We start from the raw sequence: 16,960 nt of genomic DNA on the forward strand, positions 1-16,960 counted from the left end.
AGTGAACAAGTGGTGGTTTCCTGCCTTGACGGCGCTGGCCGTGCTGCACGGCTGCGCCAGCGTCCCGCGTGGCGCCATTCCGGTGGTCGATTCGAGTACACGGGTCTCGAACAGCGAGCGTGTCTCGGCCAACCGTGGCGCGCCGGTCTCCCCCGGCAGCAATGGTACGTCCCAGGCCCAGTCCCTGCCTGAGGATTCCGGGGTCACGGTGATGATCCCGCAGGGCGCGGGCGCATCGCCGATCCAGACCTTCCCGGCCCAGACCGGCTCTGCACCGCTGAGCACCGGCCCGATCACCCCGGGACCGGTCAGTAGCGGGCCGATCACCACCAACCCTAATCCGGCAGGTGACGAACCTTTCGACATCGCGTCGATGAACAGCGCCCCGGCCGCTGCCACTCGTGCGCCTACCGGTATTCCGCGCAGCAGTGGGGGCGGGTTGTCCGCCGATGAGCAGCTGGACGGTCCGGTACTGGCATTGCTGACCACCGCCCAACAGCAGCAGGGCAGCGGAGACCTCAACGGTGCTTCGTCCAGCCTGGAGCGTGCCCAGCGCATCGCACCGCGTGAGCCGCAGGTGCTGTTCCGCCTGGCTCAGGTGCGTCTGTCGCAAGGTGACGCTGCACAATCCGAGCAACTCGCTCGCCGGGCACTGACGTATGCCAACGGTCGTCCTGATCTGCAGGCCGAGCTGTGGAACATCATCGCCCAGGCTCGCGAGAAGCAGGGTGACAGTGCCGGCGCCGCCTTGGCACGGCAGAAGGCGCGGACCGCTTCGTGATGGAACAGCGCATTCTCGATATTGCCGACCACCTGTTGCTGATCGAGCGTGAGCTTCAGGTCCGTGGCTGGTGGGACGAGGTGTCTCCTGGCGAAAGCGCCCTGGCCAGCACCGTACCGTTCGCAGTCGATACGCTTGCGTTCGAGCAGTGGCTGCAGTGGATTTTCCTGCCGCGGATGAAGCTTATTCTTGAGCATGGCCATCCTCTGCCCAGTGCATCTGGGATCCTGATCATGGCCGAGACGGTCTTCACCGACCGTCCGGAAGAAAGCCGCGAACTTCGCCGCCTGCTGGCAGCATTCGATCGATTGATCGCCGCTTGAGCCTGATTTCTTCTCTTTTTCCTTCAAGGGCCGCAGATTGTGGCCCTTTTTTATGGAAATCTTTAATTTCCTGCTGCTGGTGTCCTTTTTCGTGGTGGTGGGAATTCATCTCAGGGAAAAATTGGCAATAATTTTTCTTGACTTGAGGGCGGCGAATCAGAAGAATCCAGTTTCCGCTGTAGGGGGACTGCCAGAAGCAGACCCGCTAGGCAGATCATGAGGCGCACACCCGCGCCGACTCGCTACACCCCGCAACGCGTTACCTCGCGCTGGGTGGGAAAACCCCGCAACACTCTGGGGCGATCCCAATACTTGCTCAGTCAGTGCTGACGTTCGCTCATGCTCTGCTTGGCAGTAAACCTATTAAGACCCGCCCGGATGGGGCGGTATTCTGGCGTTTTAGAGGTGAACAACGTGGAGCTTTTATCTGGCGCTGAGATGGTCGTCCGCTTCTTGCGTGACGAAGGCGTTAAGCACATCTACGGGTACCCTGGTGGTGCTCTCCTTCATGTTTACGATGCCCTGTTCAAGGAACCGGAAGTCCAGCACATCCTGGTGCGTCATGAGCAGGCTGCCACTCACATGGCAGACGGTTACGCCCGTGCCACCGGCAAGGCTGGCGTGGTCCTGGTGACCTCCGGTCCCGGTGCGACCAACGCTATTACCGGTATCGCCACCGCCTACATGGATTCCATCCCGATGGTCATCCTGTCTGGCCAGGTGCCCAGCACCATGGTCGGCACCGATGCCTTCCAGGAAACCGACATGATCGGGATCTCCCGGCCGATCGTGAAGCACAGCTTCATGATCAAGAACCCCACCGAGATTCCGGAAGTTCTGAAAAAAGCGTTCTACCTGGCGCAATCCGGTCGCCCAGGTCCGGTCGTGGTCGACATTCCAAAAGACATGACCAACCCGGCCGAGAAGTTCGAATACGTCTACCCGAAAAAGGTCAAGCTGCGCTCCTACAGCCCTGCGGTCCGTGGCCACTCCGGCCAAATCCGCAAGGCCGCCGAGATGCTCCTGGCCGCCAAGCGTCCGATCGTCTATTCCGGCGGCGGCGTGATTCTCGGTGGCGGCTCCGAAGCCCTGACCGAAATCGCCAAGTCCCTGAACCTGCCGGTCACCAACACCCTGATGGGGCTGGGTGGCTTCCCGGGTACCGATCGCCAGTTCCTCGGCATGCTGGGCATGCACGGCAGCTACACCGCCAACCTGGCGATGCACAATGCCGACGTGATCCTCGCCGTGGGTGCGCGCTTCGATGACCGTGTGGTCAACGGCCCGGCCAAGTTCTGCCCGAACGCCAAGATCATCCACATCGACATCGACCCTGCGTCGATCTCGAAGATGATCAAGGCCGACGTGCCGATCGTGGGGCCGGTCGAGAGCGTGCTCAGCGAGATGCTGGCCATCCTCAAGGAAATCGGCGAGAAGCCTGAAAAGGCGGCCCTCGATGCCTGGTGGAAGCAGATTGATGAGTGGCGCGGTGACCGCGGCCTGTTCCCTTACGACAAGGGCGACGGCAGTGTCATCAAGCCTCAGCAGGTCATCGAGACCCTGTGCGAAGTGACCCATGGCGATGCCTTCGTCACCTCCGACGTAGGTCAGCACCAGATGTTCGCGGCGCAGTACTACCGCTTCAACAAACCCAACCGCTGGATCAACTCCGGTGGCCTGGGCACCATGGGCTTCGGTTTCCCGGCAGCCATGGGCGTCAAGCTCAACTTCCCGGACCAGGACGTGGCCTGTGTCACTGGCGAAGGCAGCATCCAGATGAACATCCAGGAGCTGTCCACCTGCATGCAGTACGGCCTGCCGGTGAAGATCGTCAACCTGAACAACGGGGTGCTGGGCATGGTTCGCCAATGGCAGGACATGTCCTACAACGGTCGTCACTCGCATTCCTACGTCGAGTCGCTGCCTGACTTCATCAAGCTGGCCGAGGCCTATGGCCATGTGGGTATCCGCATCACCAGCCTCAAAGACCTCAAGCCGAAACTGGAAGAGGCCTTTGCGATGAAGGACCGCCTGGTGTTCATCGACATCGCGGTCGACCGGACCGAGCACGTCTACCCGATGCAGATCAAGGACGGCTCGATGCGTGACATGTGGCTGAGCAAGACGGAGCGTACCTGATATGCGGCACATCATTTCCCTGCTGCTGGAAAACGAACCTGGTGCCTTGTCGCGCGTGGTCGGTCTGTTCTCCCAGCGCAACTACAACATCGAAAGCCTGACGGTTGCACCGACCGAGGACCCGACCCTGTCGCGTCTCACCCTCACCACCGTGGGTCATGACGAAGTGATCGAGCAGATCACCAAGAACCTGAACAAGCTGGTAGAGGTGGTCAAGCTGGTCGACCTGTCGGAGAGCGCTCATATCGAGCGCGAACTGATGCTGGTAAAGGTCAAGGCTACTGGCGCCCAGCGCGCCGAAATCAAGCGCACCACGGATATTTTCCGTGGGCAGATCGTCGATGTCACCGCCAGTGTGTATACCGTGCAACTGAGCGGCACCAGCGATAAGCTGGACAGCTTCATCCAGGCGATCGGCACCGCTTCGATTCTCGAAACCGTGCGCAGCGGCGTCACCGGCATTGCCCGTGGCGACAAAGTACTCAGCATCTAACTTCACCAATTAGCGATGGTCCTGCGGGGCCGAGATATAACCAGGGGTATTTCCATGAAAGTGTTCTACGACAAAGACTGCGACCTCTCCATCATCCAGGGCAAGAAAGTCGCCATCATCGGTTACGGCTCCCAGGGTCACGCCCAGGCGTGCAACCTGAAAGACTCCGGTGTAGACGTTACCGTCGGTCTGCGTAAAGGTTCGGCTACCGTTGCCAAGGCAGAAGCCCACGGCCTGAAAGTCGCTGACGTCGCCACCGCCGTCGCTGCTGCCGACCTGGTCATGATCCTGACCCCGGACGAATTCCAGGGCACCCTGTACAAGAACGAGATCGAACCGAACATCAAGAAAGGCGCGACCCTGGCCTTCTCCCACGGCTTCTCGATCCACTACAACCAGGTCGTTCCACGTGGCGACCTCGACGTGATCATGATCGCGCCGAAGGCTCCGGGCCACACCGTGCGCTCCGAGTTCGTCAAGGGCGGCGGTATTCCTGACCTGATCGCGGTCTACCAGGACGCTTCGGGCAACGCCAAGAACGTCGCACTGTCGTACGCCGCTGGCGTCGGTGGTGGCCGTACCGGCATCATCGAAACCACCTTCAAGGACGAGACCGAAACCGACCTGTTCGGTGAGCAGGCCGTTCTGTGCGGCGGTACCGTCGAGCTGGTCAAGGCCGGTTTCGAAACCCTGGTCGAAGCAGGCTACGCGCCTGAAATGGCCTACTTCGAGTGCCTGCACGAGCTGAAGCTGATCGTTGACCTCATGTACGAAGGCGGTATCGCCAACATGAACTACTCGATCTCCAACAACGCCGAGTACGGTGAGTACGTCACCGGCCCTGAGGTTATCAACGAAGAATCCCGCAAGGCCATGCGCAACGCTCTGAAGCGCATCCAGGACGGCGAATACGCGAAGATGTTCATCAGCGAAGGTGCGACCAACTACCCTTCGATGACCGCCAAGCGTCGTAACAACGCCGCCCACGGCATCGAAATCATCGGCGAGCAACTGCGCTCGATGATGCCTTGGATCTCGGCCAACAAGATCGTCGACAAGACCAAGAACTGAGTCTTGCCTCGATAGATTAAAAACGCGGCTTCGGCCGCGTTTTTTCGTTTAGGCAGCCAGCTTCTGGTATAAAGCGACCAGAGGCCTGCCGTTAGAACCTGTTTCGCCGGCCTCTGTCGAACTTATTCCACCCAGTTGCAAGGTGCATTTCATGAGCGAACGTCCCGAAGAGCCGAACAAGCCCTCCGACGCCGAAAGCCTGCTACCTGTCGATGAGCATGTTGAGGAAGGTCACGACGCCGAAGGGCGCAAGGTCCGGCATCGCGGCATCTACTTGTTGCCCAACCTCTTCACCACCGCCAACCTGTTCGCCGGTTTCTACTCGATCATCAACTCCATCAGTGCGCAGAGCGCCCTGAGCGCAGGCGACCCGCGCGAGGCGAGCAAGTACTTCGCCTTCGCCGCTATCGCTATCTTCGTCGCCATGGTTCTGGACAGCCTCGATGGCCGTGTGGCGCGGATGACCAACACGCAGAGCGCCTTCGGTGCCGAGTACGACTCGTTGTCGGACATGGTTGCCTTCGGTGTGGCGCCGGCACTGCTGGCCTTTGGTTGGGCATTGGGTGACATGGGCAAGGTCGGCTGGATGGTCGCCTTCATCTATGTGGCCGGCGCAGCGTTGCGTCTGGCGCGTTTCAACACCCAGGTCGGCACCGCCGACAAACGCTACTTCATCGGTCTGGCCAGCCCGGCTGCCGCAGGTGTGGTGGCGGGTACCGTCTGGGCCTTCAGCGACTACGGTATCCAGGGCTCGAAACTGTCGTTCCTGGTGGCGCTGCTGGTGGCGGCAGCAGGCATGCTGATGGTCAGCAATATCAAGTACAACAGCTTCAAGGAGCTGGATCTCAAGGGGCGCGTACCTTTTGTTGCGATCCTGGCCGTGGTGCTGGTGTTCGCCGTGGTGTTCAGCGATCCACCACGGATTCTGCTGCTGATCTTCCTCGGCTATGCGGTTTCAGGCCCAGTGCAGTACTTGCTGCGCGGTCGTCGTCGCAAAGTCTGAAAAAAGATTTAATGCTGGAATAACTCTCCGGCTCCATAGTCTTACTGGTACATCCGCCACCAGTGCTGTGGAGCCGCCATGCTCATCAAGCTTCCCAAGTCGTCCGATTGCAACGAATCGGACGTTACCCCTGAAAGTGTCTATTTCTCTCGCCGCTCTGTCTTGGGTGCCTCTCTAGCCGGGTTTGCGTTGGGCGCTTTGCCCGTGCTCGGCCAGGCCGCCGAGGCTTCACGCTATGCTGACGTGGAAGCGGGTTCGACACCTGGCTGGTTCAAGGACAAGCTCGGTGCGACGCGCTGGCAGGCCGTGACGGTCAAGGATGAGGCAATCACGCCGTTCAAGGATGCTACCCACTACAACAACTTCTACGAGTTCGGGCCCGACAAGGGCGACCCGGCGGCCAATGCCGGTAGCCTCAAGACCGAACCCTGGAGCGTGGTGGTCGATGGCGAGGTCGGCAAGCCTGGGCGCTACGCGCTGGAAGATTTCGTCAAGCCCCTGCAGCTTGAAGAGCGCATCTATAGGCTGCGTTGCGTCGAGGCCTGGTCGATGGTCATCCCCTGGCTGGGCTTTCCGCTGTCCGAGGTGCTCAAGCAGGTCGAGCCAACTTCCAAGGCTCGCTATGTGCGTTTCGAAACGCTGCAGGACCCCAAGAGCATGCCGGGCCAACGCTCGGGCTTTGCCCTGATCGACTGGCCTTACGTGGAAGGGTTGCGCCTGGATGAGGCGATGAACCCGCTCGCGATCCTGGCGGTTGGCATGTATGGGCGCGAACTGCCCAACCAGAATGGTGCACCACTGCGTCTGGTGGTGCCATGGAAGTACGGGTTCAAGAGCATCAAGTCGATCGTGCGCATCAGTCTGGTGGCCGAGCAACCGAAGACCACTTGGCAGGGGCTGGCGCCGAACGAGTATGGCTTCTATGCCAACGTCAATCCGCAGGTCGATCACCCGCGTTGGAGCCAGGCGCGTGAGCGGCGGCTGCCCAGTGGTCTGTTCAACCCCAATGTGCGTACCACTCAGATGTTCAATGGCTATGAGGAGGAGGTTGCCTCTCTTTATAGCGGTCTCGATCTTCGGAAGAACTACTGATGCGTTATCCCTGGTTTCGCTTGGCGATTTTCATCGTTGGCTGCCTGTTTCCGGCCTGGTGGTTGTATGAGGCGGCTACGAACCTGCTTGGGCCGGATCCGGGGAAAATTCTGGTAGACAGGTTGGGGCTCGGTGCGCTGGTGTTCCTGCTGGTGACCTTGGGCATGAGCCCTCTGCAGCGTCTGACGGGGTGGGGTGGTTGGATCGTTGCGCGGCGACAGCTGGGATTGTGGTGTTTTGCCTATATCGTCCTGCACATGACGGCCTATATGGTCTTCATCCTTGGGCTCGACTGGGGGCAGCTTGGCGTCGAGTTGCGCAAGCGGCCTTATATCATCGTCGGGGTTATCGCCTTCCTGGGGCTGCTGGCCTTGGCAGTGACCTCCAACCGTTATAGCCAGAGACGGCTCGGTGCGCGCTGGAAGAAGCTGCACAAACTGGTCTATGTGATTCTCGGCCTGGGCTTGCTGCATTTCCTGTGGATTGTGCGTTCGGACCTGCAGGAGTGGGCTATCTATGCCGGGGTAGGGGCGCTGCTGATGGTGATGCGGGTCCCACCGGTATGGCGGCGGGTGCCCCGTCTGATAGGCCGGCGCGCTTAAGCTTTTCATTCTTATCGTTTTTTTGAAATAAAAGGTTGACGCTCTCTCAGATCCCCTTATAATGCGCCCCACTTCCGCAGCAAACGGAACGCAAAACTCCTTGATAATCAATGAGTTAAGCGAGTTCGGTGAGGCATGAAGGGCTTCGATCACCTGATCGGCAGCGGTGAAAAAAGGCAGTTGACAGCATCTTCGAGTGCTGTATGATTCGCCTCCCGCTACGAGAGATCGCAGCGAGTCAAGTGTTTGAAGCTAAACGAGTTTCTCGGAAAAAACTTCAAAATAAACGCTTGACAGCAAATGAGGAAAGCGTAGAATGCGCGCCTCGGTTGAGACGAAAAGCTCTTAGCCAACCGCTCTTTAACAAATCGAATCAAGCAATTCGTGTGGGTGCTTGTGAGTACGGACTGATAGTCGCCAAGATTATCAGCATCACAAGTGGCCATGCGAGAAATCACATAGTCATTTGAGATTGCTGAGCCAAGTTTAGGGTTTCTTAAAAACCCAAGCAGTATTGAACTGAAGAGTTTGATCATGGCTCAGATTGAACGCTGGCGGCAGGCCTAACACATGCAAGTCGAGCGGATGACGGGAGCTTGCTCCTTGATTCAGCGGCGGACGGGTGAGTAATGCCTAGGAATCTGCCTGGTAGTGGGGGACAACGTTTCGAAAGGAACGCTAATACCGCATACGTCCTACGGGAGAAAGCAGGGGACCTTCGGGCCTTGCGCTATCAGATGAGCCTAGGTCGGATTAGCTAGTTGGTGAGGTAATGGCTCACCAAGGCGACGATCCGTAACTGGTCTGAGAGGATGATCAGTCACACTGGAACTGAGACACGGTCCAGACTCCTACGGGAGGCAGCAGTGGGGAATATTGGACAATGGGCGAAAGCCTGATCCAGCCATGCCGCGTGTGTGAAGAAGGTCTTCGGATTGTAAAGCACTTTAAGTTGGGAGGAAGGGCAGTAAGTTAATACCTTGCTGTTTTGACGTTACCGACAGAATAAGCACCGGCTAACTCTGTGCCAGCAGCCGCGGTAATACAGAGGGTGCAAGCGTTAATCGGAATTACTGGGCGTAAAGCGCGCGTAGGTGGTTCGTTAAGTTGGATGTGAAAGCCCCGGGCTCAACCTGGGAACTGCATCCAAAACTGGCGAGCTAGAGTATGGTAGAGGGTGGTGGAATTTCCTGTGTAGCGGTGAAATGCGTAGATATAGGAAGGAACACCAGTGGCGAAGGCGACCACCTGGACTGATACTGACACTGAGGTGCGAAAGCGTGGGGAGCAAACAGGATTAGATACCCTGGTAGTCCACGCCGTAAACGATGTCAACTAGCCGTTGGAATCCTTGAGATTTTAGTGGCGCAGCTAACGCATTAAGTTGACCGCCTGGGGAGTACGGCCGCAAGGTTAAAACTCAAATGAATTGACGGGGGCCCGCACAAGCGGTGGAGCATGTGGTTTAATTCGAAGCAACGCGAAGAACCTTACCAGGCCTTGACATGCAGAGAACTTTCCAGAGATGGATTGGTGCCTTCGGGAACTCTGACACAGGTGCTGCATGGCTGTCGTCAGCTCGTGTCGTGAGATGTTGGGTTAAGTCCCGTAACGAGCGCAACCCTTGTCCTTAGTTACCAGCACGTTATGGTGGGCACTCTAAGGAGACTGCCGGTGACAAACCGGAGGAAGGTGGGGATGACGTCAAGTCATCATGGCCCTTACGGCCTGGGCTACACACGTGCTACAATGGTCGGTACAGAGGGTTGCCAAGCCGCGAGGTGGAGCTAATCTCACAAAACCGATCGTAGTCCGGATCGCAGTCTGCAACTCGACTGCGTGAAGTCGGAATCGCTAGTAATCGCGAATCAGAATGTCGCGGTGAATACGTTCCCGGGCCTTGTACACACCGCCCGTCACACCATGGGAGTGGGTTGCACCAGAAGTAGCTAGTCTAACCTTCGGGAGGACGGTTACCACGGTGTGATTCATGACTGGGGTGAAGTCGTAACAAGGTAGCCGTAGGGGAACCTGCGGCTGGATCACCTCCTTAATCGAAGACATCAGCCTGCTGATGAGCTCCCACACGAATTGCTTGATTCATTGTGAAGACGATCAAGACCCTATATAGGTCTGTAGCTCAGTTGGTTAGAGCGCACCCCTGATAAGGGTGAGGTCGGCAGTTCAAATCTGCCCAGACCTACCAATATGCGGGGCCATAGCTCAGCTGGGAGAGCGCCTGCCTTGCACGCAGGAGGTCAGCGGTTCGATCCCGCTTGGCTCCACCACTTACGCTGTACCTTGATCAGAACCTAGAAATGAACATTCGTTGATGAATGTTGATTTCTGGCTTTTGTCAGATCGTTCTTTAAAAATTCGGATATGTGATAGAAATAGACTGAATGCCAGTTTCACTGCTGGTAATTCAGGCTAAGGTAAAATTTGTGAGTTCTCACGAATTTTCGGCGAATGTCGTCTTCACAGTATAACCAGATTGCTTGGGGTTATATGGTCAAGTGAAGAAGCGCATACGGTGGATGCCTTGGCAGTCAGAGGCGATGAAAGACGTGGTAGCCTGCGATAAGCTTTGGGGAGTCGGCAAACAGACTGTGATCCAGAGATCTCTGAATGGGGGAACCCACTCAGCACAAGCTGAGTATCTTGTACTGAATCCATAGGTGCAAGAGGCGAACCAGGGGAACTGAAACATCTAAGTACCCTGAGGAAAAGAAATCAACCGAGATTCCCTTAGTAGTGGCGAGCGAACGGGGACCAGCCCTTAAGTTGATTTGAGATTAGTGGAACGCTCTGGAAAGTGCGGCCATAGTGGGTGATAGCCCCGTACACGAAAGTCTCTTTTCAATGAAATCGAGTAGGACGGAGCACGAGAAACTTTGTCTGAACATGGGGGGACCATCCTCCAAGGCTAAATACTACTGACTGACCGATAGTGAACCAGTACCGTGAGGGAAAGGCGAAAAGAACCCCGGAGAGGGGAGTGAAATAGAACCTGAAACCGTATGCGTACAAGCAGTGGGAGCCTACTTTGTTAGGTGACTGCGTACCTTTTGTATAATGGGTCAGCGACTTATATTCAGTGGCGAGCTTAACCGAATAGGGGAGGCGTAGCGAAAGCGAGTCTTAATAGGGCGCTTTAGTCGCTGGGTATAGACCCGAAACCGGGCGATCTATCCATGGGCAGGTTGAAGGTTAGGTAACACTGACTGGAGGACCGAACCGACTACCGTTGAAAAGTTAGCGGATGACCTGTGGATCGGAGTGAAAGGCTAATCAAGCTCGGAGATAGCTGGTTCTCCTCGAAAGCTATTTAGGTAGCGCCTCATGTATCACTGCTGGGGGTAGAGCACTGTTTCGGCTAGGGGGTCATCCCGACTTACCAAACCGATGCAAACTCCGAATACCAGCAAGTGCCGAGCATGGGAGACACACGGCGGGTGCTAACGTCCGTCGTGAAAAGGGAAACAACCCAGACCGTCAGCTAAGGTCCCAAAGTCATGGTTAAGTGGGAAACGATGTGGGAAGGCTTAGACAGCTAGGAGGTTGGCTTAGAAGCAGCCACCCTTTAAAGAAAGCGTAATAGCTCACTAGTCGAGTCGGCCTGCGCGGAAGATGTAACGGGGCTCAAACCATGCACCGAAGCTACGGGTATCACCTTTGGTGATGCGGTAGAGGAGCGTTCTGTAAGCCTGTGAAGGTGAGTTGAGAAGCTTGCTGGAGGTATCAGAAGTGCGAATGCTGACATGAGTAACGACAATGCGAGTGAAAAACTCGCACGCCGAAAGACCAAGGTTTCCTGCGCAACGTTAATCGACGCAGGGTTAGTCGGTCCCTAAGGCGAGGCTGAAAAGCGTAGTCGATGGAAAACAGGTTAATATTCCTGTACTTCCAGTTATTGCGATGGAGGGACGGAGAAGGTTAGGCCAGCCTGGCGTTGGTTGTCCAGGTTTAAGGTGGTAGGCTGAAATCTTAGGCAAATCCGGGATTTCAAGGCCGAGAGCTGATGACGAGCGCTCTTTAGAGTGCGAAGTGGTTGATACCATGCTTCCAAGAAAAGCTCCTAAGCTTCAGATAACTGGGAACCGTACCCCAAACCGACACAGGTGGTTAGGTAGAGAATACCAAGGCGCTTGAGAGAACTCGGGTGAAGGAACTAGGCAAAATGGCACCGTAACTTCGGGAGAAGGTGCGCCGGCGAGGGTGAAGGACTTGCTCCGTAAGCCCATGCCGGTCGAAGATACCAGGCCGCTGCGACTGTTTATTAAAAACACAGCACTCTGCAAACACGAAAGTGGACGTATAGGGTGTGACGCCTGCCCGGTGCCGGAAGGTTAATTGATGGGGTTAGCGCAAGCGAAGCTCTTGATCGAAGCCCCGGTAAACGGCGGCCGTAACTATAACGGTCCTAAGGTAGCGAAATTCCTTGTCGGGTAAGTTCCGACCTGCACGAATGGCGTAACGATGGCGGCGCTGTCTCCACCCGAGACTCAGTGAAATTGAAATCGCTGTGAAGATGCAGTGTATCCGCGGCTAGACGGAAAGACCCCGTGAACCTTTACTATAGCTTTGCACTGGACTTTGAGCTTGCTTGTGTAGGATAGGTGGGAGGCTTTGAAGTGGGGACGCCAGTTCTCATGGAGCCATCCTTGAAATACCACCCTGGCAACCTTGAGGTTCTAACTCAGGTCCGTGATCCGGATCGAGGACAGTGTATGGTGGGTAGTTTGACTGGGGCGGTCTCCTCCCAAAGAGTAACGGAGGAGTACGAAGGTGCGCTCAGACCGGTCGGAAATCGGTCGTAGAGTATAAAGGCAAAAGCGCGCTTGACTGCGAGACACACACGTCGAGCAGGTACGAAAGTAGGTCTTAGTGATCCGGTGGTTCTGTATGGAAGGGCCATCGCTCAACGGATAAAAGGTACTCCGGGGATAACAGGCTGATACCGCCCAAGAGTTCATATCGACGGCGGTGTTTGGCACCTCGATGTCGGCTCATCACATCCTGGGGCTGAAGCCGGTCCCAAGGGTATGGCTGTTCGCCATTTAAAGTGGTACGCGAGCTGGGTTTAGAACGTCGTGAGACAGTTCGGTCCCTATCTGCCGTGGACGTTTGAGATTTGAGAGGGGCTGCTCCTAGTACGAGAGGACCGGAGTGGACGAACCTCTGGTGTTCCGGTTGTCACGCCAGTGGCATTGCCGGGTAGCTATGTTCGGAAGAGATAACCGCTGAAAGCATCTAAGCGGGAAACTTGCCTCAAGATGAGATCTCACTGGGATCTTGAATCCCCTGAAGGGCCGTCGAAGACTACGACGTTGATAGGTTGGGTGTGTAAGCGCTGTGAGGCGTTGAGCTAACCAATACTAATTGCCCGTGAGGCTTGACCATATAACACCCAAGCAATCTGCCTTGCAGATTGCGGTGGTGAAGACGAAACGAACCGAAAGTTCGAAGCGACCCACAAAGATCACATATCCGAATTGGCTGGCGTGTCTGCAAAGACGCACTGGCAACCGAATTTCTTGACGACCATAGAGCATTGGAACCACCTGATCCCATCCCGAACTCAGCAGTGAAACGATGCATCGCCGATGGTAGTGTGGGGTTTCCCCATGTGAGAGTAGGTCATCGTCAAGATTCATTTCGCAAAACCCCTATCTGCGCGAGCAGGTAGGGGTTTTGTCTTTTCCGCGATCAAGAGCCGGCAGCATTCGCTGCCGAGAGCAAGCATGTGGCCGACACCATTCGTAACCGCCTTTGCAAAGCACCATCTCCCACATTTCGAGTCTGAACACTAGAATAGAGCCGACTTTCCTATCAGAACTCCCTATGTCCAACCCTGCCGATCCCGAAGCGCTGGCCAGCCTGCCGCTGGAAGACCTCGTGGCTTGTCACGAGTGTGACCTGCTGCTGCGCAAGCCTGTGCTGCAGCATGGCGAGAAAGCCCAGTGTCCGCGCTGTGGCTACGAGCTCTATGCGCATCGTTACAATGTCGTCAATCGCAGCCTCGCGCTGGTGCTGACCGCGCTGTTTCTTTATATCCCGGCCAATTTCCTGCCTATCATGCAACTGCACCTGCTTGGCCAGACCGCTGACGACACGGTGTGGAGCGGTGTTCTGGGCCTGTACAACTCTGAAATGCGCGGCGTCGCCGTTGTGGTGTTCCTGTGCAGCATGGCCATTCCATTGCTCAAGCTGCTGTGCCAACTCTTGGTACTGCTGAGCATTCGCCTGAATATCGGTCGTGGTCATGGCCTGTTGTTCTATCGCATCTATCATCACCTGCGGGAGTGGGGGATGCTCGAGGTGTACTTCATGGGTGTGCTGGTAGCGATCGTCAAGCTGGTCGACCTGGCGCAACTGACCGTCGGGCTCGGTTTGTTCTGCTTTATAAGCCTGTTGCTGGTGCAGGTCTGGCTGGAGGTGGTGATGTCGCCGCATCAGATATGGGTAGCGCTCTCCGGGGAGGATACCCATGCGGGCGATTGATGCCGGTATCCTGGTCTGCAACGAGTGTCACGAGCTCAATCGCCAGGAGCCGGGCAGCGACTCGCAGGCCTGCACTCGTTGTGGTGCCATCGTGCATGCGCGTCGCCCCAACAGTATCGTGCGCACCTGGGCGCTGCTCGTCACTGCGATGATCCTGTACATCCCGGCCAACCTGCTGCCGATCATGACCGTCAGCACCTTGGGCCAGGGCAGCCCGGACACCATCATGTCCGGGGTCATCACCCTGATGAAGCACGGCATGCTGCCCATTGCCGCGGTGGTATTCATTGCCAGTATTCTGGTGCCGACCTTCAAGCTGGTGGGCATTGGCCTGCTGCTTTACTCGGTGCAGCGTCATCAGCCGCTCTCGGCCCGGCAGCGGATCCTGATGTACCGCTTTATCGAATTCATCGGTCGCTGGTCGATGCTCGACATCTTCGTCATCGCCATTCTGGTGGCGGTGGTGAATTTCGGTCGCATCGCCAGTGTCGAAGCCAACCTGGGCGCCGTCGCCTTTGCCAGTGTGGTGATCCTGACGATGCTTGCTGCTTTAACTTTCGATCCCCGACTGATCTGGGATAACACGGAGTCGGACGACGACCATGAGTGACTTGCCAACGGCCAAAACACGCCCAGCCTCGAACTGGTCGGCCATCTGGATTCTGCCGCTGATCGCCCTGATGATCGGGGGCTGGCTTGCCTGGCAGGCCTATCGTGACGCTGGCGTGGAGATTCAGGTTCGTTTCGAAACCGGCGAGGGTATCGTCGCCAACAAGACCGAGGTGATCTACAAGGGCATGTCGGTGGGCAAGGTTACCAGCCTGGTGCTGGATGCCGAGGGCAGCAACACGGGTGTGATCGCCACCATCGAGATGAACAAGACGGCCGAGCCGCACATGAATAAAGGCACGCGCTTCTGGCTGGTCAAGCCGAGCGTCAGCCTGGCTGGGATCTCCGGGTTGGAGACGCTGGTTTCCGGCAACTACATCGCCGTTGATCCAGGGCAGGGTGAACCTACCCGTCGCTTCACCGCACTGGCCGAGGCACCACCGCTTTCTGACAAGGAGCCCGGCCTGCACCTGACGCTCAAGGCGGAGCGCCTGGGCTCGCTCAATCGTGAGAGCCCGGTGTTCTACAAGCAGATCCAGGTGGGCAAGGTAAAAAGCTATCGCCTGTCAGACGACCATGGAACGGTCGAGATCAAGCTGTTCATCGAGCCTGAATACGCTGGTCTGGTGCGCAAACACACGCGTTTCTGGAATGCCAGCGGCATCAGCATCGATGCCAATCTGTCGGGCGTCAAAGTGCGCAGTGAATCGCTGTCGAGCATCGTGGCTGGCGGCATCGCCTTCGCTACTCCAGAGCATCGCAAGGACAGCCCGCCCACCGATCCGAGCCTTCCGTTCCGTCTCTATGAGGACTTCGAGGCAGCTCAGGCTGGTATCCGCATCAAGGTGCACCTGACCGATTACGAAGGCCTGCAGGCTGGACGTACCCCGGTGATGTACAAGGGTATCCAGGTGGGCTCCATGAAAACGCTGAAGATCGATGATGGCCTCGATGGCGCCATGGCCGAGCTCACGCTGGACCCGCTGGCCGAAGACTACCTGGTGGAGGGCACCCAGTTCTGGGTGGTCAAACCGTCCATTTCATTGGCGGGCATCACCGGCCTGGAGGCGCTGGTAAAGGGTAACTACATCGCCATTCGTCCGGGTGAGAAAGGCGCGCGACCGCAGCGTGAGTTCGAGGCCAGGGCCAAGGCGCCACCGCTCGATCTGAAGGCGCCGGGCCTGCACCTGGTGTTGTTCGCTGACACGCTCGGCTCGCTCGAGGTAGGTAGTCCGGTAACCTATCGCCAGGTCAAGGTCGGTAGCGTGCAGAGCTACCAGTTCGCTCGCAACAGCAAGCGTATCCTGATTGGTGTCCATATCGAGAAAGAGTATGCCGGCTTGGTGAACGGTTCGACGCGCTTCTGGAATGCCAGTGGCATCACGCTCACTGGCGGCCTGTCGGGTATCAAGATCAAGAGTGAGTCGTTGCAGACCCTGATGGCCGGTGGCATCGCTTTCGACACGCCGCAGCAGAACGTGCCGCTCAAGCGACACATTCCGCGTTTCCGCCTGCTGGAGAACGAGGAGGCAGCCAACCGTGCCGGCACTCTCGTGACCATCCGTGTGGAGCGTGCCGATGGTCTCAAGCCCGGCACTCCGATCCGCTTCCGTGGCCTGGACGTAGGCAGCATTGAAAGCGTCGATCTGACCTCCGACCTGCAGGCTGTGCTGCTGCGTGCGCGGATCACCGATGCTGCGGACCGCATTGCCCGGACAGGCACGCAATTCTGGGTGGTGAAGCCTGCATTCGGGCTGGTGCGCACAGAGAACCTGGATACCCTGATCGGCGGTCAGTACCTGGAGGTACAGCCGGCATTGAAGAGCCAGGGCCCGCAGCGGGATTTCATCGCCTTGCCCGAAGCGCCGGAGGTGGTTGGTCAGGAAGTCGGTCTGCCGCTGACGTTGAGCGCCTCGCGTCGTGGTTCGATAAAGCCGGGTGTACCAGTCACCTATCGTGAAGTCCAGGTTGGCAAGGTCACGGGCTACGAACTGGGGCAGAGTGCGGATCGGGTGTTGATCCATATTCTGATCGAGCCACGTTATGCCGCCTTGGTACGGGGCGGCAGCCGCTTCTGGAACAGCAGTGGTTTCGGCTTTGACTGGGGGCTGTTCAAGGGGGCCACGGTGCGAACCGAATCGCTGGAAACCCTCATCGATGGAGGGATTGCCTTTGCAACGCCGGATGGCGAGCAGATGGGCAATCCCGCGCGGCCGCAGCAGACCTTTGCCTTGTTCGATAAACCGGATGATGCCTGGTTGCAGTGGGCACCGAAGATCCCGGTGGGCAAGTAGCAATGAGTCCGGGGCCGCTTATCGCGGCCCGGATTTCTTGGTTGATCTG

The 16,960-nt window shown here is 57.4% G+C and carries 11 protein-coding genes, 2 tRNA genes and 3 rRNA genes; all 16 read left to right on the forward strand.

What is annotated here, in order from left to right; genetic code table 11:
* Window position 1: 1 nt before the first annotated feature.
* Window positions 2-781 carry a tetratricopeptide repeat protein gene (locus ACTYOL_RS03865; RefSeq protein WP_197893458.1) on the forward strand — a complete coding sequence of 260 codons (780 nt, stop codon included), beginning with the start codon at window positions 2-4 and terminating at the stop codon, window positions 779-781.
* Entirely contained in the window at window positions 778-1,104 is a 327-nt protein-coding gene (locus ACTYOL_RS03870) for a YqcC family protein (RefSeq protein WP_054892582.1), read from the forward strand. The genes ACTYOL_RS03865 and ACTYOL_RS03870 overlap by 4 nt, the downstream gene beginning before the upstream one ends.
* 414 nt (window positions 1,105-1,518) lie before the next feature.
* Entirely contained in the window at window positions 1,519-3,243 is a 1,725-nt protein-coding gene (locus tag ACTYOL_RS03875) for an acetolactate synthase 3 large subunit (RefSeq protein ID WP_063546633.1), read from the forward strand.
* A gap of 1 nt (window position 3,244) precedes the next feature.
* The gene (gene ilvN / locus ACTYOL_RS03880; protein ID WP_003250040.1) at window positions 3,245-3,736 is read left to right on the forward strand and encodes an acetolactate synthase small subunit; all 492 of its coding nucleotides are present in this window, start codon (window positions 3,245-3,247) and stop codon (window positions 3,734-3,736) included.
* A gap of 54 nt (window positions 3,737-3,790) precedes the next feature.
* On the forward strand, window positions 3,791-4,807 hold the full coding sequence (gene ilvC / locus ACTYOL_RS03885) for a ketol-acid reductoisomerase (RefSeq protein WP_054892581.1): 1,017 nt from the start codon (window positions 3,791-3,793) through the stop codon (window positions 4,805-4,807).
* 151 nt (window positions 4,808-4,958) lie between these two features.
* On the forward strand, window positions 4,959-5,810 hold the full coding sequence (gene pssA, locus ACTYOL_RS03890) for a CDP-diacylglycerol--serine O-phosphatidyltransferase (protein ID WP_054892580.1): 852 nt from the start codon (window positions 4,959-4,961) through the stop codon (window positions 5,808-5,810).
* A gap of 78 nt (window positions 5,811-5,888) precedes the next feature.
* A complete protein-coding gene (gene msrP, locus ACTYOL_RS03895; protein ID WP_153774526.1) occupies window positions 5,889-6,902 on the forward strand; it encodes a protein-methionine-sulfoxide reductase catalytic subunit MsrP in 1,014 nt (337 codons plus the stop codon).
* Window positions 6,902-7,504: a protein-methionine-sulfoxide reductase heme-binding subunit MsrQ gene (gene msrQ / locus ACTYOL_RS03900; protein ID WP_063542788.1), complete on the forward strand. Its 603-nt coding sequence runs from the start codon at window positions 6,902-6,904 to the stop codon at window positions 7,502-7,504. Before msrP ends, msrQ begins: the two co-directional genes overlap by 1 nt.
* Window positions 7,505-8,020: 516 nt before the next feature.
* Window positions 8,021-9,557 (forward strand): 16S ribosomal RNA (locus tag ACTYOL_RS03905).
* Window positions 9,558-9,633: 76 nt separating this feature from the next.
* Window positions 9,634-9,710, forward strand: a tRNA-Ile gene (locus ACTYOL_RS03910).
* 6 nt (window positions 9,711-9,716) lie between these two features.
* Window positions 9,717-9,792: transfer RNA gene (locus tag ACTYOL_RS03915), tRNA-Ala, on the forward strand.
* Window positions 9,793-10,014: 222 nt separating this feature from the next.
* Window positions 10,015-12,907, forward strand: a 23S ribosomal RNA gene (locus ACTYOL_RS03920).
* 133 nt (window positions 12,908-13,040) lie between these two features.
* A 5S ribosomal RNA gene (gene rrf, locus ACTYOL_RS03925) occupies window positions 13,041-13,156 on the forward strand.
* The 16S, 23S and 5S rRNA genes sit together here with 2 tRNA genes alongside, the layout of an rRNA operon.
* Before the next feature lie 192 nt (window positions 13,157-13,348).
* Window positions 13,349-14,008, forward strand: a complete 660-nt coding sequence (locus ACTYOL_RS03930) for a paraquat-inducible protein A (protein ID WP_065863427.1) — start codon at window positions 13,349-13,351, stop codon at window positions 14,006-14,008.
* The gene (locus ACTYOL_RS03935) at window positions 13,995-14,618 is read left to right on the forward strand and encodes a paraquat-inducible protein A (protein WP_054895092.1); all 624 of its coding nucleotides are present in this window, start codon (window positions 13,995-13,997) and stop codon (window positions 14,616-14,618) included. Before ACTYOL_RS03930 ends, ACTYOL_RS03935 begins: the two co-directional genes overlap by 14 nt.
* Window positions 14,611-16,911 carry a PqiB family protein gene (locus tag ACTYOL_RS03940; RefSeq protein ID WP_153774758.1) on the forward strand — a complete coding sequence of 767 codons (2,301 nt, stop codon included), beginning with the start codon at window positions 14,611-14,613 and terminating at the stop codon, window positions 16,909-16,911. The genes ACTYOL_RS03935 and ACTYOL_RS03940 overlap by 8 nt, the downstream gene beginning before the upstream one ends.
* Window positions 16,912-16,960 lie beyond the last annotated feature (49 nt).

It is taken from the genome of Pseudomonas sp. A014 (assembly GCF_052378495.1).
In the GTDB taxonomy this organism is placed as follows: domain Bacteria; phylum Pseudomonadota; class Gammaproteobacteria; order Pseudomonadales; family Pseudomonadaceae; genus Aquipseudomonas; species Aquipseudomonas machongensis.

Bases quoted from the DNA above. Each gene is read 5' to 3' on its own strand.
- ilvN (WP_003250040.1), top strand. From the start codon at position 3,245: ATGCGGCACATCATTTCCCTGCTGCTGGAAAACGAACCTGGTGCCTTG.
- ilvC (WP_054892581.1), top strand. From the start codon at position 3,791: ATGAAAGTGTTCTACGACAAAGACTGCGACCTCTCCATCATCCAGGGC.
- pssA (WP_054892580.1), top strand. From the start codon at position 4,959: ATGAGCGAACGTCCCGAAGAGCCGAACAAGCCCTCCGACGCCGAAAGC.
- msrP (WP_153774526.1), top strand. From the start codon at position 5,889: ATGCTCATCAAGCTTCCCAAGTCGTCCGATTGCAACGAATCGGACGTT.
- msrQ (WP_063542788.1), top strand. From the start codon at position 6,902: ATGCGTTATCCCTGGTTTCGCTTGGCGATTTTCATCGTTGGCTGCCTG.
- ACTYOL_RS03930 (WP_065863427.1), top strand. From the start codon at position 13,349: ATGTCCAACCCTGCCGATCCCGAAGCGCTGGCCAGCCTGCCGCTGGAA.
- ACTYOL_RS03935 (WP_054895092.1), top strand. From the start codon at position 13,995: ATGCGGGCGATTGATGCCGGTATCCTGGTCTGCAACGAGTGTCACGAG.
- ACTYOL_RS03940 (WP_153774758.1), top strand. From the start codon at position 14,611: ATGAGTGACTTGCCAACGGCCAAAACACGCCCAGCCTCGAACTGGTCG.